General features: G+C 65.8%; 24 protein-coding genes, 1 tRNA gene and 1 pseudogene. 10 read left to right on the forward strand and 16 right to left on the reverse strand.

What is annotated here, in order from left to right; all coding sequences use genetic code 11:
* Window positions 1–72 precede the first annotated feature (72 nt).
* From AC0QTQ_RS12205 to AC0QTQ_RS12215, 3 genes are all read left to right on the forward strand, one after another.
* On the forward strand, window positions 73–489 hold the full coding sequence (locus AC0QTQ_RS12205; protein WP_480256801.1) for a hypothetical protein: 417 nt from the start codon (window positions 73–75) through the stop codon (window positions 487–489).
* Window positions 486–836: an IS66 family insertion sequence element accessory protein TnpB gene (tnpB, locus tag AC0QTQ_RS12210; RefSeq protein WP_480256802.1), complete on the forward strand. Its 351-nt coding sequence runs from the start codon at window positions 486–488 to the stop codon at window positions 834–836. The genes AC0QTQ_RS12205 and tnpB overlap by 4 nt, the downstream gene beginning before the upstream one ends.
* A 76-nt stretch (window positions 837–912) precedes the next feature.
* Entirely contained in the window at window positions 913–2,004 is a 1,092-nt protein-coding gene (locus tag AC0QTQ_RS12215; protein ID WP_480256803.1) for an AAA family ATPase, read from the forward strand.
* A gap of 865 nt (window positions 2,005–2,869) precedes the next feature.
* Here AC0QTQ_RS12215 and AC0QTQ_RS12220 read toward each other — a convergent pair.
* The 11 genes from AC0QTQ_RS12220 to AC0QTQ_RS12270 all read right to left on the reverse strand — a co-directional run bounded on the left by AC0QTQ_RS12220 (window position 2,870) and on the right by AC0QTQ_RS12270 (window position 15,152).
* Window positions 2,870–4,023, reverse strand: a protein-coding gene (locus AC0QTQ_RS12220; RefSeq protein ID WP_113902225.1) for an IS3 family transposase whose coding sequence is annotated in 2 segments (ribosomal slippage) — window positions 2,870–3,765 and window positions 3,765–4,023 — 1,155 coding nt in all. Because the reading frame shifts where the segments join, the coding sequence is not laid out codon by codon here.
* Window positions 4,024–4,088: 65 nt separating this feature from the next.
* Window positions 4,089–4,676, reverse strand: coding sequence for an AraC family transcriptional regulator (locus AC0QTQ_RS12225; RefSeq protein WP_480256804.1), 588 nt, complete (start codon window positions 4,674–4,676; stop codon window positions 4,089–4,091).
* Between the two features lie 12 nt (window positions 4,677–4,688).
* A complete protein-coding gene (locus tag AC0QTQ_RS12230) occupies window positions 4,689–5,516 on the reverse strand; it encodes an ABC transporter permease (RefSeq protein ID WP_480256805.1) in 828 nt (275 codons plus the stop codon).
* Window positions 5,516–6,301, reverse strand: coding sequence for an ABC transporter permease (locus tag AC0QTQ_RS12235; protein WP_480256806.1), 786 nt, complete (start codon window positions 6,299–6,301; stop codon window positions 5,516–5,518). The genes AC0QTQ_RS12230 and AC0QTQ_RS12235 overlap by 1 nt, the downstream gene beginning before the upstream one ends.
* A 52-nt stretch (window positions 6,302–6,353) precedes the next feature.
* On the reverse strand, window positions 6,354–7,433 hold the full coding sequence (locus tag AC0QTQ_RS12240) for a quaternary amine ABC transporter ATP-binding protein (protein WP_480256807.1): 1,080 nt from the start codon (window positions 7,431–7,433) through the stop codon (window positions 6,354–6,356).
* Between the two features lie 64 nt (window positions 7,434–7,497).
* Window positions 7,498–8,349 (reverse strand): glycine betaine ABC transporter substrate-binding protein, encoded by an 852-nt coding sequence (locus AC0QTQ_RS12245; protein ID WP_480256808.1) that lies wholly within the window; start codon window positions 8,347–8,349, stop codon window positions 7,498–7,500.
* Window positions 8,350–8,596: 247 nt separating this feature from the next.
* Window positions 8,597–9,547 carry a LysR substrate-binding domain-containing protein gene (locus AC0QTQ_RS12250; protein ID WP_480256809.1) on the reverse strand — a complete coding sequence of 317 codons (951 nt, stop codon included), beginning with the start codon at window positions 9,545–9,547 and terminating at the stop codon, window positions 8,597–8,599.
* A gap of 4 nt (window positions 9,548–9,551) precedes the next feature.
* Window positions 9,552–10,898, reverse strand: coding sequence for an NAD(P)/FAD-dependent oxidoreductase (locus AC0QTQ_RS12255; RefSeq protein ID WP_480256810.1), 1,347 nt, complete (start codon window positions 10,896–10,898; stop codon window positions 9,552–9,554).
* Window positions 10,899–10,911: 13 nt separating this feature from the next.
* A complete protein-coding gene (locus AC0QTQ_RS12260; RefSeq protein WP_480256811.1) occupies window positions 10,912–12,420 on the reverse strand; it encodes an aldehyde dehydrogenase in 1,509 nt (502 codons plus the stop codon).
* A gap of 2 nt (window positions 12,421–12,422) precedes the next feature.
* The gene (locus AC0QTQ_RS12265) at window positions 12,423–13,340 is read right to left on the reverse strand and encodes a dihydrodipicolinate synthase family protein (protein ID WP_480256812.1); all 918 of its coding nucleotides are present in this window, start codon (window positions 13,338–13,340) and stop codon (window positions 12,423–12,425) included.
* Between the two features lie 471 nt (window positions 13,341–13,811).
* Window positions 13,812–15,152: an anti-phage deoxyguanosine triphosphatase gene (locus AC0QTQ_RS12270; protein ID WP_480256813.1), complete on the reverse strand. Its 1,341-nt coding sequence runs from the start codon at window positions 15,150–15,152 to the stop codon at window positions 13,812–13,814.
* A gap of 327 nt (window positions 15,153–15,479) precedes the next feature.
* On the opposite strand from AC0QTQ_RS12270, the gene AC0QTQ_RS12275 reads away from it, so the two are divergent.
* The 3 genes from AC0QTQ_RS12275 (at window position 15,480) to tnpC (ending at window position 18,157) form a co-directional block, all read left to right on the forward strand.
* The gene (locus AC0QTQ_RS12275) at window positions 15,480–15,674 is read left to right on the forward strand and encodes a hypothetical protein (protein ID WP_480256814.1); all 195 of its coding nucleotides are present in this window, start codon (window positions 15,480–15,482) and stop codon (window positions 15,672–15,674) included.
* Between the two features lie 289 nt (window positions 15,675–15,963).
* Window positions 15,964–16,191 carry a hypothetical protein gene (locus AC0QTQ_RS12280; protein WP_480256815.1) on the forward strand — a complete coding sequence of 76 codons (228 nt, stop codon included), beginning with the start codon at window positions 15,964–15,966 and terminating at the stop codon, window positions 16,189–16,191.
* A 616-nt stretch (window positions 16,192–16,807) separates the two neighbouring features.
* A complete protein-coding gene (tnpC, locus tag AC0QTQ_RS12285) occupies window positions 16,808–18,157 on the forward strand; it encodes an IS66 family transposase (RefSeq protein WP_480256816.1) in 1,350 nt (449 codons plus the stop codon).
* A 630-nt stretch (window positions 18,158–18,787) separates the two neighbouring features.
* Here tnpC and AC0QTQ_RS12290 read toward each other — a convergent pair.
* Window positions 18,788–18,889, reverse strand: a pseudogene (locus tag AC0QTQ_RS12290) (IS5/IS1182 family transposase); the annotation flags it as partial.
* Between the two features lie 150 nt (window positions 18,890–19,039).
* Here AC0QTQ_RS12290 and AC0QTQ_RS12295 point away from each other — a divergent pair.
* Both AC0QTQ_RS12295 and AC0QTQ_RS12300 read left to right on the forward strand, forming a co-directional pair.
* On the forward strand, window positions 19,040–19,318 hold the full coding sequence (locus tag AC0QTQ_RS12295) for a hypothetical protein (protein ID WP_480256817.1): 279 nt from the start codon (window positions 19,040–19,042) through the stop codon (window positions 19,316–19,318).
* 74 nt (window positions 19,319–19,392) lie between these two features.
* Entirely contained in the window at window positions 19,393–19,587 is a 195-nt protein-coding gene (locus AC0QTQ_RS12300) for a hypothetical protein (RefSeq protein WP_480259228.1), read from the forward strand.
* On the opposite strand, the gene AC0QTQ_RS12305 is transcribed toward AC0QTQ_RS12300, so the two are convergent.
* Both AC0QTQ_RS12305 and AC0QTQ_RS12310 read right to left on the reverse strand, forming a co-directional pair.
* Window positions 19,588–19,663, reverse strand: a tRNA-Thr gene (locus tag AC0QTQ_RS12305).
* Between the two features lie 42 nt (window positions 19,664–19,705).
* On the reverse strand, window positions 19,706–21,394 hold the full coding sequence (locus tag AC0QTQ_RS12310; RefSeq protein WP_480256818.1) for an ABC transporter permease: 1,689 nt from the start codon (window positions 21,392–21,394) through the stop codon (window positions 19,706–19,708).
* Window positions 21,395–21,475: 81 nt separating this feature from the next.
* On the opposite strand from AC0QTQ_RS12310, the gene AC0QTQ_RS12315 reads away from it, so the two are divergent.
* Window positions 21,476–22,357 carry a hypothetical protein gene (locus tag AC0QTQ_RS12315; RefSeq protein WP_121533238.1) on the forward strand — a complete coding sequence of 294 codons (882 nt, stop codon included), beginning with the start codon at window positions 21,476–21,478 and terminating at the stop codon, window positions 22,355–22,357.
* 73 nt (window positions 22,358–22,430) lie between these two features.
* On the opposite strand, the gene AC0QTQ_RS12320 is transcribed toward AC0QTQ_RS12315, so the two are convergent.
* Entirely contained in the window at window positions 22,431–22,679 is a 249-nt protein-coding gene (locus tag AC0QTQ_RS12320) for a DUF2312 domain-containing protein (RefSeq protein ID WP_121533236.1), read from the reverse strand.
* A 153-nt stretch (window positions 22,680–22,832) separates the two neighbouring features.
* On the opposite strand from AC0QTQ_RS12320, the gene AC0QTQ_RS12325 reads away from it, so the two are divergent.
* Window positions 22,833–23,048 carry a hypothetical protein gene (locus tag AC0QTQ_RS12325; protein ID WP_121533234.1) on the forward strand — a complete coding sequence of 72 codons (216 nt, stop codon included), beginning with the start codon at window positions 22,833–22,835 and terminating at the stop codon, window positions 23,046–23,048.
* A gap of 9 nt (window positions 23,049–23,057) precedes the next feature.
* On the opposite strand, the gene AC0QTQ_RS12330 is transcribed toward AC0QTQ_RS12325, so the two are convergent.
* Window positions 23,058–25,052: an enoyl-CoA hydratase-related protein gene (locus AC0QTQ_RS12330; RefSeq protein ID WP_480256819.1), complete on the reverse strand. Its 1,995-nt coding sequence runs from the start codon at window positions 25,050–25,052 to the stop codon at window positions 23,058–23,060.
* Window positions 25,053–25,074 lie beyond the last annotated feature (22 nt).

Here is a 25,074-nt window from a genome sequence, read left to right on the forward strand (position 1 = left end):
GCATATACCCCATGTTCCAATGAAATAAGGGTTTTGCGATGATCGCCCTCTCTCTGTTCGAAGGAGGTCGAGATGTTGGACGAGAAGGATGGCGGCGATGTGGTGGTCTGGGGAATCCCGGTGATCACCGCCGACAACGGGCGTCGGATCTGGCCCGATGAGCTCAAGGCGATGGCGGTGAAGAAGATCAAGGCCGGCACCAAGATCGTCACCATCGCCAAAGAGATCGGGGCCAACGAGTCCCTAGTCGCGAAATGGGCGCGCGCCGAATTGCCCGAACTGCCGCGCCGGGGGCGGCCGCAGGGAAAGGCTCCGCAATTCGTCGAGGTGATGGCCCCCTCGGAACAGGTGCGCGCCACGAGGCAGACGGGCGCCGCTGACGCGGCCGCCTGTCAGATCCGGATCGGCGACGCCGAGATATCGGTCGGTGGTAATTTTCCGACCGAGCAGCTGGCCGAGATCCAGCGTGCGGTGAGGGCCTCGCAATGAGTTACCACACCCCGAGCTACCGCATCTACCTCGCCACCGAGCCGATCGATTTTCGCAAGGGCATGGACGGGCTGGTGGCGCATGTCGCGAGCCAGTTCCAGCTTGACCCGTTCGACGGAGCGATCTGGGTGTTCCGCTCGCGGCGCGCCGACAAGCTGAAGATGATCGTCTGGGATAGCACCGGGCTGGTGCTGACGATGAAGCGCCTCGATGGCAAGCGCTTCGTCTGGCCGAAGGCCCAGTCCGGGCCGATGATGCTGAACCAGGTGCAGTTCGACGCCCTCTTTGCCGGGGTCGATTGGCGCGGCATCGCGGTCAACGCCCCGCGCAAGCCGGTCATCGCCTGAGCCCTCCAAAATGCCCTTCACGGCGGGTCGGGATTTTCCCGGCCCCCGGTAAGGCTCTGCCTGAAAAGGAAATCCCATGCTCCGCCACAAGATATTGCTGGTAAAATATCCGTCGGACGAGACCCAGAAATCGATCGAACTGCGCCTGTCCGAGCGCCTCAAGAACCTTCGGCAGGCGATGTTCTTGGCCGCGCTGGACCCAATCCGGGACGAGGATCTGCCCCGTCCCACGGACCCCGAGGTGGACATTATCATCAAATTGGAGGACGCGGATTGCCGCAAGATCACGCGCCGAGCAAAGCGGTTGATCGAGCGCCGCGAGGCCGCCTCGGGGCTCGCTCACTTGCGCAAAGAAGATCGGGATCGGCTTGCGGCACTGCGTGACGGCGTCAATCTGATCCGCCTCCCGTCCGAGCACCGCGCCGACGAGATCGCGGCGGAAGTTCATGCGGATTACCCTTGGCTGGCACCCGCGACCGAAGTTGTCTGGCACGCGTTGCGGAAATCGGTGCGCGAGGGTTGGCCGGGCGTTCGCTTGCCGCCGCTTCTGCTCGATGGGCCCCCGGGGATCGCAAAGTCGACTTGGGCACGTCATCTGGCTACCGCGCTGCGTATGCCGTCGATATCGGTTGAGGCGACGGTCGAGAACGCCAGTTTCGGATTGCTCGGCTGTCAGCGCGGCTGGGCCACCGCAGGACCCGGACGGCTGCTACAGCTGATCCTTCAGGAGAGGGTCGGCAACCCGATCGTCGTGATCGATGAACTCGAAAAGGCCGGTCGTGTGACAGGGACGAATGGCGGGTCCTATGATCTGTGCGGCGGACTGTTGCCACTGTTGGAGCCCGCAACCGCAAGCCGTTGGACTTGCCCGTATTTTCAGGTGCCATTTGACTTGGGACAGGTGTCATGGGTCATGACCGTCAACGCGACGCGCCCCATTCCAGAGCCTCTGCTGAGCCGCTGCCCGCCAATCCGGCTGCCGCACCTGACAACGCGGGACCTGACCGGTTTCGCGCGTCGTCAGGGCGCGCGGCGTGCTTTGAGCGATGACAGCATCGAGGTGATCGTGGAAGCGATCCAAGCGAGCGCAGGTCCCATCTCGCTCCGGACTGTGATGCGGATGATCGCGCGTGCCGAGACGCTTGAGGCGGGGCCGCAGTGGCACTGACGGGCGCCTCAACGCATTGGAGAGATTATGATAAACCTAGTGAAGGACGGCATGGCATCTTCATTTGAGGACCGCGCAAGGCAAAAGCCGAGGCACGGGCGCGAGATGAAGAACGTCTGGCCAGAGGCGAGATATCAGCCGCGGATCTGCAGAAAGAGAGTGCGCATTTCGCACGGGCGCTCAGTGGACAGAATGGGCCGCTCAGAGTCGGATTTCCTGTCAAAAGCAAGCTTGGCAAATGGCGGTATATGGAGTTTCCTGCGAACAAGCTCCCCAAGGATGACAGCGGATCGATCACGATCACCATCTATGCCCGCATGGACCCCGAGGGCCGGGCACGTTTACGAGGCCAAGACCAACGCGAGTGGCGGGGGGCAGCCCAAGCGTCATTCGTGCAAGGCGCAACTTCACGCCAGTCGCCGACACGAAGGGCGGAAAGCCGACCGACGGCGATGCAACAATGCGGCCACAGCAAAGGGTGGGAAAGCAGTCTCTCATGCAAAGTGCGGCGACGTGGGCGTTAGGATGAGAGAAGGAGGACAGTCATCTTGTGCCATGGAGACAATGAACACCGGCTCGTTCGCCGGCGTCCAACTTTTCGCCTCGAAGGCTGCAAACGTCGATGTCAAGCGTTTGATCGTTGCACAGAGCGGCATGGCGAGCATAAGTATTAGATGTGAAGCATGAGAGGGAGCTTCGATGAGCCATCTATATGACGAGCGTACCGACTGCTTCTCCGTTATGCAGACGGCGACGGTCCGTGAGTATCTGGATTTAGTTGCGGCCGCCCATGACGCACGTGGCAGGATGAGCGGCCAGAGAGAGACACTTAAAACTACTGACCTGCCCCCCGGTCGTCCCTCGTTCATAACGAGAGTCCTTGGGTTTGATAGTGGTCGGTTTCGGGTTGGGCAAGCGCGTCGGGCGCGGAGCCCTCAGATTGCTCAAGCGCCCGGCGCGCGTCGGACGGGGTCTTGTTGCCCAGCGAGGAATGCGGCCTGACGTTGTTGTAGTCGTAGCGCCAGAGGGCCAGTTTGCGGCGGGCATCGGCCAGGCTGTCGAAGATCTCCTCGTTCAAGCATTCGTCCCGCAGGCTGCCGTTGAAGCTTTCGATGTAGCCGTTCTGCTGCGGCTTACCCGGGTCGATGTAGTGCCATTCGACGCCGTTCTCGTTGGCCCATTTCAGAATGGCCTTGCTGGTGAACTCGGTTCCGTTGTCGCTGACGATGCAAGCGGGCTTGCCGTAAATCCTGACCAGCGCATCGAGTTCCCGCGCCACCCGAGCCCCCGAGATGCTGGTGTCGGCGATCAGCGCCAGGTTCTCGCGGCAGCAATCGTCGTTCACGGCCAGGATGCGGAACTTGCGGCAGGCCCCGAACGTGTCGGACAGAAAGTCCAGAGACCAGCGCTGGTTCGGCCGCAGCGGCACCGGCATCGGGGTTCGACTGCCGCGCGCCCGTTTACGGCCACGTCTGCGTCGCACTGACAGCCCCTCTTCGCGGTAAATCCGGTAGAGTTTCTTCTCGTTCATGATCATGCCCTTGCGCTCCAGCATAATGCCGACACGCCGGTAGCCGAAGCGACGGCGCTTCTCGGCGATCTTGTGCATCTCTTCACGGATTTCCGGGTTGTCGGGCGGCCGTTCATGCCGCACCGTCTTCGGATCGACACCGATCAGGACACAGGCCCGGCGTTGAGAGATCGGATGATCCTTCATCGCCCGCAGCACCGCGTCCCGCCGCGCCATCGGTGTCGTCAGGGTTTTCCCAGCAGATCCTTCAGGACCACATTGTCCAGCATCGTATCCGCCAGCAGGCGTTTCAGCTTCGCGTTCTCGTCCTCGAGCTGCTTCAGCCGTTTGGCGTCCGACAGGTCCATCCCGCCATACTTGCCCTTCAGCTTGTAGAAGGTCGCGGGGCTCAACCCGTGCTTCCGGCAAAGCTCGGAGGTCGGCAACCCAGCCTCCTGCTCCTTGATCATCCCGATGATTTGCGCATCGGTGAAACGGCTTTTCCTCATGTCGTCTGCTCCTTCTCAGGTTGGGCAGACTCTACATCACAGCGAGGGAACTTCCGGGCGGCAGGTCACACCATATCGGTGGCCGCAGCCCCGCCACCGCAGGTCATCACCTCATCCGACACTTCAAAGCGATTGCCGGTGGGCGCGAGGGTGGGGAAATCCTCGCAGAAGGCTGGTTGGTTTTCCCAGTGCAGGGTGAAGGGGCGATCCGTGAGCAGCCCGGCCTCGGCGAGCGTCACCGCGCCGGTGCAAATGCCCCCTACCGCGCCGCCAAAGCGGGCGTGACGAGAGATTGCCGCCACGACCTTTGGCGCCGCCGCGGCCTTGGGCGGGTTGCCCGCGCAGACAAAGGCACGCGTGGCACGGTCCATCTGCTCCAGCGGCCCATCGACACACACCGAAATTCCCGAGGAACTCGCGACGGGTGAGCCAGTTTCCGACATCAGCCGCCAGCGATAGAGCGGCTGTTGCGCCAGCTGATTGGCAATGCGCAACGGATCGACCGCCGAGGAAAACGCCAGAAGCGTGAAACCCGGCACAAGAATAAAGGCATAGGTCCGCGTGGGCTGCCCCGCCGGAAGTAGAAAATAGGCGGCCCCAAGGGGAACGACGGGATCGCCCCCTTGCGGGCCTTCTTTCATCCGGTCGAGCATTTCCAGGCCCTGTTACCCGAGCGCGCGCCGCGACAGTCGGTCCAACAGGATCGCGACAGCCACGATCGAAAGCCCCGCGCGCAGGCCAAGGCCCATCTCCATCCGCGTGAGACCGCGCGTAACCTCGGCCCCCAGACCGCCCGCGCCCACAAGGCCCGCCAGCACGACCATCGCCAGCGACAGCAGAATGGTCTGGTTCAGCCCGACCATAAGCGTCTTGCGCGCGGCAGAAATTTCCAGCTTGCCCAGCACCTGCCAGAAGCCTGCGCCAGAGGCATGGCCGAGCTCGATCAGCTCGTTCGGCACCTCCTTGAAGGCGAGCGTGGTGATGCGCAGCATCGGCGGGATGCCGTAGACAACGGTGGCGATCAACGCGGGCACCTTGCCCAGGCTGAAGATCATCACAGCGGGGATCAGGTAGACCCACGGCGGCACCGTCTGCATGATGTCCAGGACCGGGCGCAGGATGGCCTCGACCCGGCGCTTGCGCGCAGCCCACAGCCCCAGCGGGAAGGCGATGAGAACCGAGACGATGACCGACACGCTGACGAGCGCGATCGTCTGCATCGCCTCTTTCCACATCCCCGCGGCAAGGCAGAGCCCAAGGCTCGCCGCGGCCAGCGCACCGTAGCGCAGCCCATAGCCGACGGCGGCCAACGCCACGACGGCCGAGAGCATCAGCCACGGCGCGGGCAGCAGCAATGCGCGCTCGGCGCCGCCGATCACGGCCTCGACCGCACCGCCGATGGCCGCGAACAGTCCATGCGCATGCACGTTGAGCCAGTCGATTGCCTGCGAGACCGAGGCACCGGGCGAAAACAGGGGGACGGGCGCGGCCATCAGCGGGTCTCCTTGGTGGCGGTCTGGCTGATCCGGTCAAGCACGATGGTCAGCACGACAATCGCGATGGCGGCATCGACCGATTTGGCGATGTCGAGCGTGCGCACCGAGGCATAGATCGTTTGCCCCAGCCCACCAGAGCCCACGATACCAGCGATCACCACCATGCCAAAGGCCATCATCAGGCTCTGGTTCACGCCGGCCATGATCGAGCGCGCCGCAAAGGGCAGGCGGATCTTGGCGAAGGTCTGCCAGCCACTCGCGCCGGTCGCGGCGCCGAGCTCCATGAATTCGGTCGGTGTGCGGGCGATGCCAAGCGCCGTGAGCTTCACGGTCGGCGGCACGGCCACGATGAAGGTCGCGAGAATTGCCGTGGCGGGGCCATAACCCAGAAAGGCAATCGCCGGCAGCAGGTAGAGATAGGGCGGCAGGGTCTGGATCAGGTCGAGCACGGGATCGACGATGCGCGCCACGCGCGGGTTATATCCCGCAAGAACCCCGACGAGCCCACCGACAAGCACCGCAATCGTGGTCGCCGACAGCACGAGCGCCAGCGTCTCGAGCGTTTCACCCCAGAGCCCCATCGCCCAGCAAAGCGCCAACCCGGCCGTGGCGATCACGCCAAAACCCAACCCGACCAGGCGCCAGGCAAGCACCCCGCAGGCCAGCGCCAAGCCCCACCAGGGCGGCAGCTGAAGAAGCCACAGAAGCCCGCCGTAGCCTCCTTCGAGCAGAGCGCGCAAAGCCGAGAAGGCCGCGCTGCCATGGGTGCCGATCCACGTCATGGCCGCGTCTATCGCGTGGTCAAACGCCTTGATCTGTTGTTTCCACGCCATCTCAGGCCACCGCCTCGGCCTGAACTGCGGGCTCGTCTTCGCCGCGAATGCCTTGCAAAAGCGCGCGCGCCGTCACCACGCCACGACAGGTGCCCCCGTCCTCAATGGCCACGGCCTGATCGGGGGTGGACAGCACCAGATCGATCAGCCCCTGAACATCGGTCTCGGGTGAAGTGCGCGGCAGTCGCGACAGCACATCGGGCGCAACCTCTGTCAGCGGCAGCATCAGCGAATGCGCCTTGACCAGATGCAGCCGAGAGATGCCCGCGACGAATTCGGCGACATAGGCATCGGCCGGATGCAGCACGATTTCTTCCGCGGTGCCCTGCTGGATCATCATGCCATCTTTCATGATGGCGATCCGGTCGCCGATGCGCATGGCCTCATCGAGGTCGTGGGTGATGAAGACCGCGGATTTCCCGAGCGACTTGGTGAGCTGACGGAACTCGTCCTGCAGCTGTTTGCGGATCAGCGGATCGAGCGCCGAGAAAGGCTCGTCCATCAGGATGATCTCGGGGTCCGAGGCGATGGCGCGCGCCAGACCGACGCGCTGCTGCATGCCGCCCGAAAGCTGACGCGGCAGATGGTGCGCCCAGTCCGACAGCCCGACACGCGACAGCGCATCGAGCGCGATCTTGTGACGCTCGGCCTTGGATACGCCCTGCACCTCGAGGCCGAAGGCGGCATTGTCGAGCACCGATCGGCCGGGGATCAGCGCGACCGACTGGAACACCATGCCGATCTCATGCGCCCGCAGTTCCCGCAATTCCTTGCGGCCCATGGCCGAGATGTCGCGCCCCTTGATCGCCACCTTGCCCAGGCTCGGTTCGATCAGGCGGTTGAGCAGACGCACCAGCGTCGACTTGCCGCTGCCCGAAAGCCCCATGATGCAGAAGATCTCGCCCTTGCGGATCTGGAAGCTGGCGTCGGACACGCCGACCACGCAGTTGTAATCGCGCAGCACGTCGCGCTTGGCCAAGCCGCGCTCACGGATGGCCTTGATGGCCTCCTCCGACCGCTCGCCGAAAATTTTCCAGACGTTCTGGCAGTCGATCAATACGTCGAGGGCTTCGCTGTTCATTCGGGTGCTCTCGTGTTTGGAAGGGATGGAGCTGGCCCGGCGCAATGCCGGGCCAGCACGAAGATCATTCGCTCTTGATGTCTTCCCAGCGACCGATCAGGTCGGCATGCGCGCCCACCCAGTCGGCCACGGCCTCATCCATGGTCTTGCCGTCATTCACGGCCGAGTTGATCGCGGTGATGTCTTCGAGCGGGACGTAGACGCTCGCGATGGCTTCACGCGCGCCGGGGTTCGCCGCCGAGAAGCCCTTGGTGCCGATCCAGTAATAGCTTTGCGCACCGGGGAAGATGCCCTTCGGGTCGGCGAGGAACTTCAGGCCGAATTTCTGCATCATCCACGAGGGCTGCCACACGGTGACGGCAATCCATTCGCCACGATCCTCGGCGGCCTTCAGCGCAGCGGTCATCGCGCCGGTGGAGCCCTCGACCAGCTCAAGGTCGAGATCGTATGCGTCCACCGCGCTCGCCGCGTCGCGCATCAGCCCCGAACCTGGCTCGATGCCGATGATCTTGCCGCCGAACTTCTCGGCATTGGCATTGAGGTCCTCGATGCTGGCGATGTCCACGTAGGACGGCACGGCAAACGCCTGATAGAGCCCGTGCGACACCGGCGAGATCTTCTCCAGCGCGGTCATGTTCTTGACCCAGTAGTCATGCGCCACGTAGTCGGTCTGCGAGGCCATGATGTCGATGTCACCGCGGGTCATCGCGGCAAAGGCAATGCCCCATTCCGAGAACTCGGTCACCTCGACGGTATAGCCCTTGTCCTCGAGCACCTTCTTGGTGATGCCGGTGATCGGGGTCAGGTCTTCCCAGGACATGGTGCCCATGTGGATGACCTTGTCCTGTGCCTGAGCCGCGCCGCCAAAGGCCAGCGCCATGGTCGCGGCACAGATCGTGTTGAGGAATTTCTGCATTTGTATCTCCGCTGTTGGTCCGTTGTTGCGACCCCGACGCCGGACCATGCGCCATCCTTCGCCGCAGAGCCTGCGGCGGCGTGTCCGGGTGTCAGAACCGTCAAATTTTCTCCCTCTCCGAAACGCTGCTCGCGTTGTCCGCGTATCTGCGACGTTTGGAATTCTCAGAGTGTCACTGAGCCGGCGTTTGCGCGGCAAACCAGAATTTCGTCCGGTGTGGCATTAGAAAAACTGTGGCAAGCCGCGATCAACGCGGCGCCTCGGCGCCCAATGCGCCCAGCAGATAGGTGACGAAGCGCGCCACCACGGGGCGGCGCAGCGCATCCTTGCGGTAGCTCAGAAAATTCCCCCGCCCGATGCCAATGGTACCAGGATGGGCGAGCACCAGCGTTCCAGCAGCCAGATGGCGGGTAATCATCTGGTGCCAGCCCAACATCACGCCCTCGCCCTCGAGCGCGGCCTCCATCAGCAGCCCCACCTTGTTGGTGGTCAGGCTCGAAGGCGCCTTTGCCCAAACCGCGCCCTGCGCCCGAAACCACTCTGCCCAACCCAGCGGTTGCCAGCCAATGGCATCTGCGTTCCAATGGCTGTCGTGCAGGTGCAAAAGGTTGGCATCGTTGAGGCTTTCGGCGCTCTCGAACGGCCCCTGCGCGGCCAGATAGGCCGGGCTGCACACCGGCTGCGCCAGTTCGGGAAACAGAAAATGCAGTTCCTCGCCCGCTTCGCAGCGCTCATTGCCGCATTGGATCACCACATCCACCTGCGCATAGTTGCGCAAGGTATCGTCGGCATCCGAGGCCAGCACGACGAAGCCTACCTCGGGATGCTCGACGCGGAAGGACCGGATGAGCGGCGCAAGCCAGAACCGGGCCATACCATCAGTGGCCGAAATCGTCACCACCTGCGGCTCGTCCGTGCCCGAAATCGCCGCAACGCCCGCGGTGATCTGATCGAGCCCCGCCGTTACCGCCCCTTGCAGCGCCTTGCCCGCTTCGGTCAGCTCCAGCGCATTGTGCTTGCGAATGAAGAGCGGGGTTTCCAGCGCGGTCTCCAGCAGACGGATCTGTTGGCTGACCGCGCCTTGGGTGACGTTCAGCTCCTTCGCCGCCAGCGTGAAGCTCAGGTGTTTGGCCGCCACTTCGAAGGTAGCGAAAGAGCCGAGCGAGGGCAGATAGCGGCGTCTGATGATCGGCGGCATGGGGTCACTCGCGGCGGGATTGCCACTCCTTGAACCGAAGATAGGCATTTGCGCCAATCGTGTCGAATGGATGTGGCGGCAGGCGCGCGGGCGCGGGTTCGGCAGCGAAATAGTGGGTGATGTCGCTTTGCAGCCCGTAGGCCAGCTCGGCCGCGCCGATGCCCGAAAGCGTGCCACGCACTGTTCCCAGACCATTCTGCACGCAGGCCACATACAGCCCCGGCTCCAGCTCGCGCATCACCGAAGCCGCATTGCGCGTCAGACACAGATGCCCCGACCAAGCCTGCGCGAAAGGCACCGCCTTGAGCATCGGAAAGCGCGCCTCGAACTTCTCGCGCATGATGCGCGTGACGCGGGCAAGATCGGCTTCGCTCGTCGTCATCTCGGGGCGGTAATAGCCGCCCTGACGGATGATGATGCGGTTGCCGCCCTGGGCCGGGCCGATCCGGCGCACCGTCGTGCCCATCGGATCGGCGGGGGTGATGCCCCAGCTTTCCACCCCGCCAAGCGCGCGCATCTGATCGGGGCTCAGCTCCGCGGTCATGCAGGCATTCAGCATGATGTGCATGAGCCGCCCGCGCTCAAAGCCGAAGCTCTCAAGATGGCCGTTATTGGCCAGGATGACCCGCTGCGCACGCAAGGAGCCGCCCGCGGTGGTAACCCGCCAGCCTGCCGCCTCGCTCTCGATCCGTGTCACGCCCGACCGCTCGAAGATGCGCACGCCCGCGCGCTCAAGCCCTGACGCCAGACCCCGCGCATACCCCGCGGGCTGGATCAGTGCGGTGCCCGGCGTGAAAAGCCCGCCGAGGTAATAGTCGCTGCCCGTCAGCGCGCGCATCGCGGCGGCATCGAGCATCTCGAACCGCTCGCCAAGCGCCTTGAGATGCTCGGCATAGGCGTGGTTGGCGGCCATTCCCACCTCGGAGCCCGCGCCGTTCACCTTGCCGATGCGCTGAAGGAACCCGTCGGGGATGGCATAGTCCGCAACCGCCTCGGCCGCGAAGTCGATGGCCTGCCGGTTCAGCCGGGTCAACTGCCGGTCACGCGTCTCACCGCCCCCCTCGTAACCCGAGGAGGTCAGCTCATGCGGCAGGTCGATCATGAAGCCCGAGTTACGCCCGGTGCCGCCCTCGCCCACCTGCGCTGCATCAAGGAGGACGATGTCGAGGGCTACATCGATCTGCTTCAGCCGGCGCGCCGCCGAGAGCCCGGCATAACCCGCGCCCACGATGGCGATATCGCAGCCCTGCTGCCCCGAGAGTGCCACCCGCGGAGCCTCCGCGGGCAGGATCGTGGCCCAACCAGCCGGTCCGGTGAAGCGCGGCTGGCGTTTGGCGTCATGTCGGCTCATCGCGCCCCTCCGATCAATCGACGCAAGCGTCGGTGTGATCGGTCAGGTCCAGCCAGATCGTCTTGAGCTGGGTGTACTGGTCATGCGCGTGGATCGAGTTGTCGCGCCCGCCAAAGCCCGACTGCTTGTAGCCGCCAAAGGGTGTGGTGATGTCGCCCTCGCCGAAGCTGTTCACCGTCACCGTGCCCGCGCGCAGCGCCCGCGCCCCGCGCAAGGCCCGCTTGCCGTTGGCGGTGAAGATCGAGGCGGCGAGGCCATAGTCGGTATCGTTCGCGACCGCGATCGCCTCGTCGAAGCTGCTCACTTCGATCACCGTCAGGATCGGCCCGAAGATCTCCTCGACCGCCAGCTTGGCATCGCGCGCAGCGACCTCGGCAATCGTCGGCTCGATGAAGCCCTCGCCAATGATCTTGCCGCCGAGGTGGAACGTCTCGGTCTGCGCGATCTCAAGATAGCTGCACACCTTCTTGAAATGCGCAGGCGACACCAGCGCGCCCACCCGAACCTGCGGATCGAGCGGATCGCCCACAACCCATTCGCGGGCATGGGCCTTGACGCGCTCCAGAAGCGCTGCCTTGACGCCCGATTGCACGATCAGCCGAGAGGCGGCCGAGCAGTTCTCGCCCATGTTCCAGAAGGCGCCATTGACCACATGGGCCGCCACGGCATCCAGATCCTCGGCATCGTCGAGCACGATGCAGGGGTTCTTGCCACCCAGCTCCAGCACCACTTCCTTGAGGTTGCTGTCGGCCGAATAGTGCAGGAAACGACGCCCCGTCACGGTCGAGCCCGTGAAGGACACCATGTCGACATCGGGGTGACGGCCGAGCGGCTCGCCCACCTCGGCACCCGAGCCGGTGACCACGTTGAACACCCCGCGCGGCACGCCTGCCTCATGCGCCAATTCCGCGATGCGCAGCGCGGTCAGCGTGGTTTCCGCAGCAGGCTTGACCACCACCGAACAGCCCGCGGCCAGCGCCGGGCCGATCTTCCACGCCAGCATCAGCAGCGGGAAATTCCACGGCAGCACGAGCCCCACAACGCCGACCGGCTCGCGCACGATCATTGCCATGTGATTGTACGAGGCGGGGGCGACCTGATCGTAGATCTTGTCGATCAGCTCGGCGTGCCATTTGATCACATGGATCGCCTCGGGCACATCGACGGTCTCGCAATCGAAGATCGTCTTGCCGCTGTCCACGCTCTCCATCACCGCCAGTTCGCGGGCATTGCGCGTCATCAGCTTGGCGAGGCGGATCAGCACATCCTTGCGCTCGGCCGGGTGAAGCTTGGCCCAGCGGCCGTCGTCAAACGCCTCGCGCGCCTTGGCGACGGCAAGGTCCACATCCTCGGCACCACAGGCGGCAATCTCGCACAGCGCCGTGCCGGTCGCCGGGTTGGTCGATGTGAAGGTCTTGCCCGAGGCCGCCGGACGGAAGGTGCCGTCGATGAAGGCATTGGTGGGCAGCTCGAGCGCGGCGGCAACCGCTTCGTATTCCGCGCGGATCAGCAGATCGGCCATGGTCAGTTTCCTTCCTTGATCGCCGCCACCGCCGTCTTCAGCGTGCGGATCACCTGTGCGAGTTCGCGCTTTTCGTCCTTGTTCAGCCCCTTGAGCGGCGGCCGCATCGGCCCGGCGCGCAGCCCCGTGATCTCGACCCCGTGCTTGACGCACTGGATGAACTTGCCGCCCTGTTCGAGCACCCGCATCAGCGGCAGCATGGCCGACATGATCCGCCGTCCGGTGCTAAAATCGCCCCGCAGCACGCAGGTTTCATAAAGGTAGATGTGCTCTTCGGGCAGGAAGTTGGAGCCTGCGCAAATCCAGCTGCGCGCGCCCCAGGCGAAGAACTCAAGCGCCTGATCGTCCATGCCACAGCTGGTCTGGATATGCGGATAGTCCCGCGCCAGAAGGTGAAGCCGGTTGATGTCGCCCGAGCTTTCCTTGATCCCGATGACATTGCGAGACCGGCCGACGCGGTCCAGGAACTCGCGCCCCATCTCGACGCTCATCCGCCCCGGATAGTTGTAGAGGATGATCGGCAAATTGGCCACGCGGTCGATGGCCAGTGCGTTCAGCGCATTCTCGCGCTCGGTCGGCACCGAATAGGGCGGAGTGCCCAGGAGGATCGCATCGGCGCCCATGTCGCGCGCGCCCTGGGCCAGCGCGATGGAATCTGGCGTGCGCATCGCGCCGGTTCCGACGATCACCGGCACGCGGCCTTTTGCCTGCTTGGTGGTGAACCGCGCCAGCGCCAGGCGCTCTTCGATCGTTTCGGCGTAGTTCTCGCCGGTGGATCCACCCGAAATCAGGCCATGCACCCCGGTCTCGATCAGACGCTCGACAAGCTCTGCGAGCGTATTGAAGTCGATCTCGCCATCAGCGGTGAAGGGGGTGATCACCGGAGTGTAAATGCCTTCCAACACCATCCTTGGCGTCATGTCGCGGTCTCCTGACTGGGAGCACCCGGGCCTCCTCGCTGTTGGCGGCACACGGTGCAATCGTGATCCCATCAGCTAGAGGCAAGGCCCAAAACTCCGCAAAGGAGAATGTTCACGGGCTTGGCATTAGAGAAAGTAATGCCTCGTCGCACTGGGTGAACCAAGTGCTGCGCCGCCAATGAATGGCCGGTTCCGCGCAACCGATCCATGGCGCCCAACGGCAGCAATGGGCCGAGGCTGTGTGGAAACTCAGCTTTCCTGAAATCGCGAAGGACGATTTCCTTATCAGGCTGCCAGAGGTCGCCGGCATCGGAACAAAACTTCTCAGGATCGCCCGCGGGCAAACACTATTCCGGAGCCAGCCATGTCCGATCGAGTTTTCACACAGCCTAGGCCGTTTTCCGCCGTCTGCGAATGCCCCCAACGCCATCGATGCGCCCGGCCCATGGACGAAGCTGCCCCCGGTTCTCCTCACAGCCTGTCGAACACGGACCCCATCCGTGGCGCGAACAGCCGCTCATAGGTCTTCAGCAGATAGGTGTCCGTCATCCCGGCCACGAAATCGCTGATGATGCGCAAGTCACCGCCTGCGGCCTGCAATCGCGCATGGGCATCGCGCGGCAATAGCCGCTCCGGTTCCGATTGCAACGCTTCGAACACCGACACCACCATGGATTGCCCCTTGAATTCCAGGTGCTGCACGCCGGGGCTGCGGATCACCTCCGCCATGATGAAATCCTTCAGCGCCTTTAGAAATCTGGCTTGCCCCTCCGGCACGGCCACACGCCAGCGCAGCAGTGGCTCCCCGAATTCCGGTTTTTCGTCGAAGGCGACGGTGGTGACCAGATGGCCCACCAGCCGGCCGATCCAGCGCTTGCGGCTGTCGCTGCCGCCGAACAGTCCGGCGATCATCGCGTCATAGGGGTCATTGCTTTCGGTCGGGGCCTTTTTGCGCCGGTCCTCGAGGAAGCTGCAGCATGCCTCTGGCGGAACCTGATCCCGGAACTGCCCGGGCGCAACCAGGAGCAGGGCAATGGCGTCCTCGAGGTCATGAACGCCGTAGGCGATGTCGTCGGCCAGATCCATGATGCTGCAATCGAGCGATTTGTGCAGGGTACGGGCGTGCTTGCCCTCGCGGGTCTCGATCCGCGTGAATTCTGCCCGGTCGGACGCCGTCAGGGGGGCGAGGATCCAGTCCACCACTTCCGTCTCACAGGTCAGATAGCCCTTGGGCGGGGTCGAGGCCGACAGGTCGATGGTCTGCAGCACCGAAAGCCCGGTCTGCAACTGCGGTCGGATCGCGGGGTTCAGCAGCGCCGACAGCGGGGCCGGGTATTTCAGCACTCCAAGCATCGAACGCCGGGACAGGTTCGCCCCGGCCTGCGCCGAAAAATTCTCCAGCCGTGCCAGCAGGCGCAGAGTCTGACCGTTGCCCTCGAACCCGCCCGCCTCGCGCATGCAATAGTTCAGCGCCACCTCGCCGCCATGACCGAAGGGCGGATGGCCAAGATCATGCGCGCAGGCGATGGCGTGGATCTGGCTGCGATCCGGAAGAACAGCGGTGGCGGGATGATCCGGAAAGCTTCGCGCAAGCTGGCGCACAAGGCCACCGGCGATTTGCGCCACCTCCAGCGAATGGGTCAGCCGGGTGCGGTAGAAATCGCTGTCGCCGAGGTTCAGGATCTGGGTCTTGCCCTGCAGCCGCCGGAAGGAGGCCGAATGGATCACCCGCGCGTAATCGACATCCCCGATGTCGCGGGCATCTTCCGCCTGCGGCGTCCAGCCCTCGCGCCGCGCATTCCACTCCGTCATGTCAGCCTCTCCTTGCATCCCTGATGAATGCCGCATCGCAGGCAGGACCATACCATCGGCATCGCGCCTGAACCCCGACCGCCATGGCGGGCCATGAAGAGCATAAGGACCAGACATCCATTCGGGGCGCGGATTTTCGGCATCGACAGGGGCCCGGCCCATGCAAGCGGCTTCACCGCGCAGGCGCGAAAGGGAAAAGGCGCGCCCAGAAAAATAGCGGCCACAACCTCAATCACGAAATTGTGAGGACGGCTGTTTCGGAGAGGTCGAGGCCCCTCGAATCCAGCAAACCTGCTGCTCGGCGACGTCGCCTCGGATTTGGATAGAATGAAAAGCCTGGCCCGCCTTGTCAAGCCCCCGGATCTGCCGGAATTGACAAGAAAATCCGGCCGTTGCGGCTATCCCACACCGGTTTGGCCGACGAAAACGGACTTGATCGTCCCGGAATTTGTGCCTTATCTCATCACCATGATGACCCAGAACACGCATATCACCCCCGCCGCCTCCCGGCTCATACGCTGATCCTTCGGGATCGGACGTGGGGTTTCGTTCTGCATCGATGTTCTCCTGACCGACGTTTCTGAGCCGAATCACGCCCGTAAAATCGGACGCCACGCGGCTTGAAACGGTCATCGAGAGGTTCTCTTGCCGCCCGAGCGCCGAAACTTTGTGAGGATCGTCCCGAAAGGGACCCGGAATTCGCAAGGTTTCAGCACCCCCTCCGACCCGGTTCAGACACCGCGCAGCCCGCATTCGGGGGCTGCCGGTCGTAGAGCGGGATCAGTCGGACACAAGACCTGAGGCGGCGAAAATGAACGGCGAAGCGAAAAACGAAGAAAAAGACGAAAAAGGCGTCAAGTTCCTGTTTGTTAACGATTTCTTCCGTTTTGAGAACTCTCGCGCTATGACTCTGCCCGATCCTCGCCCCCATCCTGGAGATCGCAATGACCTACACTTGAGCCCCGAAAACGAAAACGCCGGGATGTTGGCGCATCCCGACGTGGACGTCTCTCAATGGACCGAAGCCCACGAGTTGTGATGCCTGTTGGATAGCAGATCCTGCGCTCAGCCGCAAGGAACTGCTTCGGCATCGGTCCTCCTCAAACCTGCCCCCAACCGGCTCGGAACCTGCTCCGGGCGCATGACGTGCGCCTCCGGCGGCGCGTCTCCGCATGGCTGTCTCATGGGTCGACTGTCACGCGCCGCACCCGCGGCCACGCGAAATCGACGCCGCCCGTCCGGGCGGGGCCCCTTTGAAGACAGGACACCGAAAATGACCGGCAAAGACCAGAATGACGAACCCCTGAATGGCGAGATCATGCCGCCCGAGGATGAAGATCCTCCTCATGGTGACGGCGCAGAAACCTTCACCGGCAAGCTCAGCGCCACAAGCAAGATCATCAACGAAATCTTCGAGATCGCTCTTGCGCTGCCCGACAAATACCGCTGGGAGCGCAACGCGCTCAACGTCTGTGTGCGCGCCCTGCACATGGAGCATGTGGCCTCTCAGGAACGCCTGCAGGGCGCCAAGCGCAAGATCTCGGCGTTGAAGTCTGACCTGCGTCGCACGACCGAGCAGCTCAGCATGCTGAAAAGCAAAATGTGGGGCGAGAGCTCCGAGAAGGGTCGTGAAGCGATCGAGGTTGACGACAGAGATGTCGCCGATATCCCCGATTTCGAGCTGGAAGAGACGGAGAAAGAAGGGGCGCGGGGTGGCGAAACTGCCCGACGACCTCGAGCGGCGGCATGTCGATCATTTTCCGCCGGAACGCCACTGCCCCTGCGGCCGCGAAATGAAGTCGATCGGTGTCGAGACCCGGGAACGCTTGGTCACGATCCCCGAACGGCAGGTGGTGGAAGTCCATCACTATCACACCTGTGCCTGCAACCGGACCATCTGCAAGGAGAACAAACCGATGTCCGCCAAAGCTGAGCGCTACATCATGCGCGGCCGCAAGGCCGATCTCGACACCGTGATCGAGTATTCGCTGCAAAAATTCTATGAAGCAAAGACAGTTTATCGTCAGGAGCGCCGCCTGCTCGACGCCGGGTGCAACGTCACGCGCCTGCACCTCGGCCGCCTCACGACGCATCTGGCCGGCTTCCTCGAGCCTGTCTGCGACGAGATCTGGAAGCACGCGACCGCCGGCCACTCGGCCATGATGGACGAGACGCCGTTGCGCGTGCAGGCGGAGGGAAAATGCGAGCAGGGCTATCTCTGGGCGATCTGCCGCGATGAGCGCGGCTGGAACCCCGATGCGCGTCCGGCGGTGTATTTCCGCTATGCCCCGTCGCTGGGCGGGCAGGTCGCAAAAGAGATGCTGGAGGGCGCGCTGATCGATACCCTCCAGACCGATGGCTACGCGGGGTATAATGGCGTCCGCCATGCCCCGGGCCAGAATGACGGTGTGGATATCCAGCGGTGCATGGCGCATGCCCGTCGCCAGTTCACCGATGCGCAGAAGGTGGCCCCCAGCACCCTCGCCAAGCGCGTGCTCAAGCGTATCGGGGGCATCTATGCTGTCGAGAAGCGTGCCAAGGAGCTGCCGCCCGCGCAGCGCGAGGCCATGCGCTTCGCCGAGGCGCTGCCGGCTTTGAAGGCGATCCGCGAGGAGTTGCTGAAAGCCGAACCGGGTCTGCCGAAGGGGAAACTCAAGAATGCGGCAAATTACTTCCTGAACGCTTGGGAGGACCTGATCCGTTACGTCTTCAATGGCCGGCTCGAGATCGACAACAACCCGGTCGAGCGCTGCATGCGCCTCATCGGGGTGACCCGCAAGAACTCGCTGTTCGCCGGGAGTCATGCGGCGGCCGAGAACTGGGCCATCTTCTACACCCTGATCGAAACCGCGCGCCTGAACGATGTCGATCCATTCAAATACGTGCGCTGGGTCGTGGGCGAGATCGAAAAGGGCCGCGAGTTGACCGACTACAGCCGCCTGATACCTTGGGATTACAAGGCTGCGGCTCCGGCGCTCGCAAACCCGCCGAAAAAGGCGGCCTGATCCGCCGGGATCGCCGCCTGCCGCGCGGCGATCCCTTTACGCGCCCCGCGCGCATGACCTTGTTCAGCCGGGCTCCGCACATCGGGGTTCCGGCCCAAAGTCATGTTCGAGCATCAGACCCGCGCCCGGCGCGTCAATCGATCGGTCACATCGGGTCTGGACGCACCTTCCGGGCGACGCGCTCATTCCCTGAAGCATTTGCCTTCGATGGCCCCGCCAAGCGCGGCGCGACGACCTCATACAGGCCATTGCCTGCGTCGAGGACGGCAAGGCGACGCCTCATACATCCGTTTGGGGGCGGGCATTCTCACAGCCGTCCTTTGTCGCGCTATGGTAGGCCCATTTCTGGCGCGTCTGATGCCTTGCCAACGCCTTCCGGTCTCGGCGCGATGATCCTGCCGTCGCCGCCGGCAAACGCCTCCGTACCCTTGATCCTCGAAGTTCGATCGGCCGCTCGCTCACATTGGCGCCTTGAGCGCGGCCTCGACAGCGGCGGGAACCATCGATGACGCAGCATCAGAAGCCGCCATGTTCGAGGACGCGATTCGGCGTCAACAGGCTTCAGACGAACCGAATCGCCAGATTGGGGGCGAAATCCATGTCAATCCCTGGGCGGATGCACCGCTTACTCTCCTTGTCCAGCCAGATCAGTAGCGACCCGCGCTTGCGACGCGAAGCCGTGTAGCCGGGCCAGTTCGTCGTGCGGTAGCGGGCGGGTGCAGGCTTGCTCATGCACCCCATCTAACCGCATGGATTCACGATGTGAATCCTTCGAAGACAGAGTTCTGCAACAACGCCGCTCAGGGGTGAAACCTGGGGGGTTTTAGGGCTGATGCACCGCTTACCTTCAACGAGTGGGGTGAGTGGGGACCGCCTGAAGTCATGGAGATGGATGGAAGCGCGCTGCTTGGATTTAGCCTGAAGTCGGCCGAAAACCCCGATTTGATCCACATATGGCCTGACGGAACAAATACGGGACGCATCGGGAAGAAAGCCGCCGGACGCCGGCTCGACGGGCGTGAGTGGAGCGAGATGCCCAAGGTCGCTCGCCGCGACAAGATAACTACGGCCCGCGCAGCGCTGTCCGAGATCACCGCGATCAGCGGCGGCCCGATCCGCCGCATCGCGCTGGACGCACGCGACAAGATGGAGAAAAACTGATGGGAAAGCATGAGCAGATCACGATCACGCGCCCTCTGTGGGTCCGGGTGTCCGATGCCGCGCATCGGTTCGGGATGTCGCGGGCGACGGTCCACAGGGCCGCGGCGCGGGGCGAGATCCCCATCCACCGACAGCGCGGCAGCCGTGTGAATGCGGATGAGATGGATGCCTGGCTTCGGGGGGGCGCCTTCCAGCGCGCCGTGAGCGTGGGGCCAACCCGCCCCACAAATCCAAAACGAAAACAATATCAACACACTAGTTTGACATAATGGTGCCGACGGAGGGATTTGAACCCCCGACCCTCGACTTACAAGATCGCCGCTCTACCAACTGAGCTACGCCGGCACGCGGCCCTCGATACAGGGCGCGGCCCGATCGCGCAAGCACTCAGCGCCGGCGCAGGTTCGCCCGCGCCAGCACCACCACCGCGGCCAGGCCCACGGCGCTCACCAGCAGCGCCGGCGGCGCCGCGTCGCCGAGGTTCTCGAGGCTCGCCTTCTCATGCACCCGCGTCGCCAGCGTCTCGTAGTTGAACGGGCGCAACAGCATCGTCGCCGGCAACTCCTTCACGCAATCGACGAAGACAAGCAGCAGCGCCGAACCGATCGAGCCCTTCATCAGCGGCAGATAGACCGCGCGCAGCACGCCCCCCGCACTGCGGCCGAGCGAGCGCGCCGCCATCGGCAGCGAGGGCGGGATCCGGCCGAAGGCGGTCTCGGCCGAGCCCTCGGCCAGCGCGAAGAAGCGCACGACATAGGCCAGCACGATCGCGGTGGCCGAACCGGTGAGGATCAGCCCCGGGTCATGGCCGGTCAGCGCCGCGATGGCATCGGCGATGCGGTGGTCCAGGGCGGCAAGCGGCAGCAGGATCCCCACCGCCAGCACCGCACCCGGCGCGGCATAGCCCAGCACCGTGACCGGCAGCGCCAGCCGCGGCAGCCGCCGCCCCGAGAGCCGCACGCCATAGACGAGGAACAGCGCCGCCGCGACGGTCAGCACCGCCGCCGCACCGCCCGTCACCAGCGTGTGCCAGAAGGCACGGGCCAGGCCGCGCCCGCCCCAGGCCTCGGGATGGGCGGCGGCCTGCGCGCCGAGCACCGCCACCGGCAGCACGAAGCCCGCGGCGAAGGGGATCGCGCAGGCCACCGTGGCCGCGAGGCCCGCAAGCCCCGGCAGCCGCGTGGCGATCACCGGGCGGGTGCCGCGCGCCGACTGGTAATGCCGCGCCCGCCGCCGCCCCGCCGCCTCGAGCGCGACGAGCAGCAGCACGACGCCGAGGATCACGCAGGCAATCTGCGCCGCCCCGCCCGCATTGCCGGCCTCGAGCCAGGTGGTGAAGATGCCGGTGGTCAGGGTCTGCACCCCGAAGTAATCGACGACGCCGAAATCGGCCACGGTCTCCATCATCGCGATCGCCGCGCCGGCGGCAATCGCCGGGCGCGCGAGCGGCAGGCCGACCCGCCAAAAGAGCGCCCAAGGCCCCGCGCCAAGTGCCCGCGCCACCTCGTAGCTCGCCCCCGATTGCTCGCGGAAGGCCGAGCGGGTCAGCAGGTAGGTATAGGGATAAAGCGCCGCCGCCAGGACCAGCGTCGCCGCCCCGCGCGAGCGCACCTCGGGGAACCAGTAGTCGCGCGCCGTGGTCCAGCCCATGGCGGCACGCAGCCCGGCCTGCACCGGCCCGGAATAGTCGAGGAAATCGACCAGCGCATAGGCGCCGACATAGGCCGGCACCGCAAGCGGCAGCAGCAGAAGCCACTCGAGCAGCCGGCTGCCCGGGAAGCGGTACATCACGACGAGCCAGGCCGCCCCCGTCCCCGCCGCGGCCGAGAGCACCGCCACCCCGCCCGCGAGCGCCGCCGTATTCGCCAGATAGCGCGGCAGGGTCGAGGCCAACATGTGCGGCCAGATGTTCTCGGTCGGGTTGAGGGCGATCCAGATCACCGCGACCAGCGGCGCCGCGATCAGCGCCGCAATCGCCAGCGCGCCGGCCGACCACAGGCCCGAGCCCGCCTGGCGCAGCGCGCCCGCCGTCGCGGGCCCCGTCGCGCAATTCCGAGTGTTCTTATCAGTTTCCATCCGTCTGCCATATCCCAGAAGCGGTTTGCCTGTCCAGAAATCCGCAGCTATTCTCGGCCGCGGGCAGCAAAGGACTTTTTCATGCAGGTCGTCTTTCACCTCGGCGCGCATTCCACCGACGAGGACCGGCTGATCACCACGCTTGCGGCAAATCAGGAGGCGCTGGCGCAGGTGGGGGCCGTGGTGCCGGCCCCGCGCGCCTATCGCGGCGCGCTGCGGGACGCGCTGATCGCGCTGAAGGGCCAGCCTGCCGACCCGGAAACCCAGGCCAGCCTGCTTGCCACCTGCCTTGGCGATGCCGCGCCCGAGGGCAGCCGGCTGATCTTCAGCCACCCGAATTTCCTGGGCCTCTACGACCGCGCGGTGACCGAGGCGGGGTTCTACGCCTCGGCCCCGGCCAAGCTCGAGCCGCTCGCGAACCTCTTTCCCGATGCGCAGGCCGAGTTTCACCTTGGCCTGATCAACCCCGCGACACTGGTCGCGGCGCTTGTCGCGCGCGCGCCCGAACGCAGCTATGACGACTTCATGGCGGGGCAGACGCCGGAAAGCCTCCGCTGGGCGCCCGTGGTGCGCGAGATGGTCGCCGCCGCGCGCGGGCTGCGCTTTGTCGTGTGGTGCAACGAGGACCAGCCGCTGATCTTCCCCGAGGTGCTGCGCAGCCTTGGCGGGATTCCGGCCGAAGTGCCGCTCGCCGGCGAGGACAGCCTGCTCGAGGAGATCATGACGCGCGAGGGGATGACGCGGCTGCGCGGCTACATGGCGCAGCACCCGCCGCAGTCGGTGGCGCAGCGGCGCAAGGTGGTCAGCGCCTTCCTCGACAAGTTCGCCCGCCCCGAGACGCTCGAGGTCGAGCTGTCGCTGCCGGGCTGGACCGAGGATCTGGTGGCGCAGGTCACCCGCGCCTACGAGGCCGACGTGGCCGAGATCGCGGCGATGGAAGGCGTGACCTTCATCGCCCCCTGAGCCCGCCACCGCTCTGCCAGGCACCGGCCGGCCCTGCCCGCACGCGCGGGGGGCCGGCACGGTTGCGCGGCGCTCAGGCCATGCCGAGCGCGGCCTTGTAGATGTCGAGGATCGCTTCCTCCTCGGCCAGATCGTCGCGGTCGCGTTTGCGCATCGCGATGATCTTCTTGATCACCTTGGTGTCGTAACCGCGCGCCTTCGCCTCGGACATGATGTCCTTCTGCTGCTCGGTGATGTCCTTCTTCTCGGCTTCGAGATGCTCGTATTGCTCGATGAACTGGCGCAGTTCGTCGGCGGTCACGTTATAGGCGGCATCGTTCATGGGTCTGCTCCTGCTCGTCCGGTCCGGTCGGTGCGTCCTGACTAGCCCGCCGGCCCCCGCGCTTCAAGCGTCCGAAGCCCGCCGCCGGCCGGCCTTTGCTTGCCAAGCGCCGCCCGCCGGGCTACGCCGGAAGGGAAAATGCGGGAGGAAGCAATGGACTATCTGATCTGGCCGGGCGCCATCATCGTTCTGGCGGGCCTTGCCGGCATCATCTGGAGCGTGCTGACCGTCGGCCGCGCCCGCCGCGCGAAGCTGAGCGATGCCGAGCTGCGGGTGAAGCTGCAGCAGGCGGTGCTGCTGAACATCGGCGCGCTGCTGGTCTCGGCGCTTGGTCTGATGATGGTCGTGGTCGGCGTGATCCTGCGCTGAGCCGCGGGCTCAGCCATCGAGTTCCCCAAAGCGCCGGCCGTTGCGGATCAGCACGTCAAGCAGCGTGACCGGCTCGGGCGCGCCCTCGGCCTCCAGTGCGCGCAGCCGCTTGCGCAGCGCCAGAAGTCCCGTCCGGTCGGCCTGGAACAGCGGCCCGCCGCGGTGACGCGGAAAGCCGGTCGCGGCAATCGCCACGAGGTCGACATCGCCCGCACGATGCGCGCCCCCGGCCTGCAGCGCCGCCGCCCCCTCGCCCGCCAGCTCGGCCAGCACCCGCGCCACGATCTCGGCCGCGGTCAGCCGGCGTGGCACGATCCCGGCCTCGATCCGCAGCGCCTCGAGCACCGGCGCCTCGTCGGGCCAGGGCGCGGGCGGCTTGCCCGGCGCGTAGAGCCACACCCCCCGCCCCGCGGCACGCCCCGTGCGCTCCTCGAGCCCGAGCCAGGCGAGATAGGCCCCGCCCGCGCGCCCCGCCGCGGCCAGAAGCCGCTGCCCGGCCGCAAGCCCGATCCGGTCGAGCCGCGCGAAGGGCCCCTCGGCAAAGCCCCAGCCGATCAGCGCGGCATCGACCGCCGCCGGCGCCGCCCCCGCCATCACCGCGCGCTCGGCCGCGGCAAGCAGCGCCGCCTCGAGCCGTGCCCCGAGGGCGCGTGTATGCACGACGGCGCCGCCCTCGGCACGCAGCACCGACGCCAGGCGATGCAGTGCCGCGCCCAGCTCGGGCGCCGCGGCCCAGACCTCGGCCAGCCCCGGCCAGCGGGTGAAGGAGAGCTCCGCCCCCTCCCCGCCACCCTCGCGCGCCAGAAGCGTTCCCGCCGGCAGCGCCGCGCGCAACCGCGCAAGCTCGCCCTCCTGTGGCGCGGCCAGCAGCAAATCGGCCGGCGCAAAGCCATCGGGCGCCACCACCGGCTCGAGCCGGTCCCAGTCGGCATCGCGCTTGGCGGCATTGACGCGGCCGGCCTGCAGCGCCGCCTCCTGCGCCTCGGCGATGGCGCGCACCGAGGCCTCGATCCGCGCGGGTTCCGTGGCACCGACCTGCACCCGTAATCCACGGCCCAGAAGGCCGAGCGCGATCCGGTCGGGCTGGTTCCACAGCGCCACGGCGCCGACACGGGGGACCTCGCCCGCGACCGGCGCACCGGCGATCTGCGCTGCCGCCCGCCGCGCCGCACCGACATGGCCAAGCGCCGCCGACAACTCGGCCAGCGCCAGATCGGCATAGGCCACTGCCTCGAATTCGAGCGCCTCGGAGAGCGGCAGCAGCGCCGCCGCCTCGATCACCTCGGCGGCGCGGGCAAAGACCCCTGCAAGCGGCCCCTCGGGCAGCCGCGCCCGTGCCGCCGCCAGCCCGTCGAGATAGCGCGCCGGGTCCTCGACCGAGCCCTCGCGCGGCGGCAGCGGGGCGGCGCCCGCGTCAGCCACGCGCAACGCCTCGGTCAGGGCGGCGGATTCGATTGCCCCCTCGGAGGCCACGGCATCGCACAGCCCGGCCCGCATCGCCGCCTGTGCATCAAGCACCTTGCCGCCCGCAACGAAGTCGAGCGTCGCGACGGCCCCCGCGCGCCGCGCGAGCCGCACCAGACCACCCGCCGCGGGAATCAGACCAAGCCCCGCCTCCGGCGCGACAAAACGCGTGCCCGCAAGCGCCATGCGCAGCCCCGCCGCCTGGGCCAGCGCCAGCCCGCCGCCGGCGATCGTGCCGGTCAGCACCGCGACCACCGGCACCCGCGCCGCGGCGATGCGGCCGGCCAGCGCGCCAAGCGGCGGCGCCTCGGCGGTGTCGGCGTAATCCCCGGGAATCTCGGCCGCGACGGGCCAGCCGCCCTCGCCCGCGCGCAGCACGATGGCGCGCAGATCGGGGTCCTGATCGCAGGCCGCAAGCGCGCCGGCCAGCGCCGCGCGCAGCCCCGCATCGAAGCCCGCGCCCACCGGCGCCTCGGCCGCGCCTGCCAGAGTGATGAGCGCCACGCCCTCGCGCCGCTGCAGCCTTGCCCGTTTCGTCATCGCCCGTCCGCTCCGCCGTTTC

The sequence above is a fragment of the Paenirhodobacter sp. YD-8 genome, from assembly GCF_056590935.1.

Excerpts from the sequence above, each read along its gene's own strand:
- AC0QTQ_RS12205 (WP_480256801.1), top strand. The coding sequence starts at position 73 with ATGTTGGACGAGAAGGATGGCGGCGATGTGGTGGTCTGGGGAATCCCG.
- tnpB (WP_480256802.1), top strand. The coding sequence starts at position 486 with ATGAGTTACCACACCCCGAGCTACCGCATCTACCTCGCCACCGAGCCG.
- AC0QTQ_RS12215 (WP_480256803.1), top strand. The coding sequence starts at position 913 with ATGCTCCGCCACAAGATATTGCTGGTAAAATATCCGTCGGACGAGACC.
- AC0QTQ_RS12225 (WP_480256804.1), bottom strand. The coding sequence starts at position 4,676 with ATGCTCGACCGGATGAAAGAAGGCCCGCAAGGGGGCGATCCCGTCGTT.
- AC0QTQ_RS12230 (WP_480256805.1), bottom strand. The coding sequence starts at position 5,516 with ATGGCCGCGCCCGTCCCCCTGTTTTCGCCCGGTGCCTCGGTCTCGCAG.
- AC0QTQ_RS12235 (WP_480256806.1), bottom strand. The coding sequence starts at position 6,301 with ATGACGTGGATCGGCACCCATGGCAGCGCGGCCTTCTCGGCTTTGCGC.
- AC0QTQ_RS12240 (WP_480256807.1), bottom strand. The coding sequence starts at position 7,433 with ATGAACAGCGAAGCCCTCGACGTATTGATCGACTGCCAGAACGTCTGG.
- AC0QTQ_RS12245 (WP_480256808.1), bottom strand. The coding sequence starts at position 8,349 with ATGCAGAAATTCCTCAACACGATCTGTGCCGCGACCATGGCGCTGGCC.
- AC0QTQ_RS12250 (WP_480256809.1), bottom strand. The coding sequence starts at position 9,547 with ATGCCGCCGATCATCAGACGCCGCTATCTGCCCTCGCTCGGCTCTTTC.
- AC0QTQ_RS12255 (WP_480256810.1), bottom strand. The coding sequence starts at position 10,898 with ATGAGCCGACATGACGCCAAACGCCAGCCGCGCTTCACCGGACCGGCT.
- AC0QTQ_RS12260 (WP_480256811.1), bottom strand. The coding sequence starts at position 12,420 with ATGGCCGATCTGCTGATCCGCGCGGAATACGAAGCGGTTGCCGCCGCG.
- AC0QTQ_RS12265 (WP_480256812.1), bottom strand. The coding sequence starts at position 13,340 with ATGACGCCAAGGATGGTGTTGGAAGGCATTTACACTCCGGTGATCACC.
- AC0QTQ_RS12270 (WP_480256813.1), bottom strand. The coding sequence starts at position 15,152 with ATGACGGAGTGGAATGCGCGGCGCGAGGGCTGGACGCCGCAGGCGGAA.
- AC0QTQ_RS12275 (WP_480256814.1), top strand. The coding sequence starts at position 15,480 with ATGAAAAGCCTGGCCCGCCTTGTCAAGCCCCCGGATCTGCCGGAATTG.
- AC0QTQ_RS12280 (WP_480256815.1), top strand. The coding sequence starts at position 15,964 with ATGAACGGCGAAGCGAAAAACGAAGAAAAAGACGAAAAAGGCGTCAAG.
- tnpC (WP_480256816.1), top strand. The coding sequence starts at position 16,808 with ATGTCGCCGATATCCCCGATTTCGAGCTGGAAGAGACGGAGAAAGAAG.
- AC0QTQ_RS12295 (WP_480256817.1), top strand. The coding sequence starts at position 19,040 with ATGGAGATGGATGGAAGCGCGCTGCTTGGATTTAGCCTGAAGTCGGCC.
- AC0QTQ_RS12300 (WP_480259228.1), top strand. The coding sequence starts at position 19,393 with ATGTCGCGGGCGACGGTCCACAGGGCCGCGGCGCGGGGCGAGATCCCC.
- AC0QTQ_RS12310 (WP_480256818.1), bottom strand. The coding sequence starts at position 21,394 with ATGGAAACTGATAAGAACACTCGGAATTGCGCGACGGGGCCCGCGACG.
- AC0QTQ_RS12315 (WP_121533238.1), top strand. The coding sequence starts at position 21,476 with ATGCAGGTCGTCTTTCACCTCGGCGCGCATTCCACCGACGAGGACCGG.
- AC0QTQ_RS12320 (WP_121533236.1), bottom strand. The coding sequence starts at position 22,679 with ATGAACGATGCCGCCTATAACGTGACCGCCGACGAACTGCGCCAGTTC.
- AC0QTQ_RS12325 (WP_121533234.1), top strand. The coding sequence starts at position 22,833 with ATGGACTATCTGATCTGGCCGGGCGCCATCATCGTTCTGGCGGGCCTT.
- AC0QTQ_RS12330 (WP_480256819.1), bottom strand. The coding sequence starts at position 25,052 with ATGACGAAACGGGCAAGGCTGCAGCGGCGCGAGGGCGTGGCGCTCATC.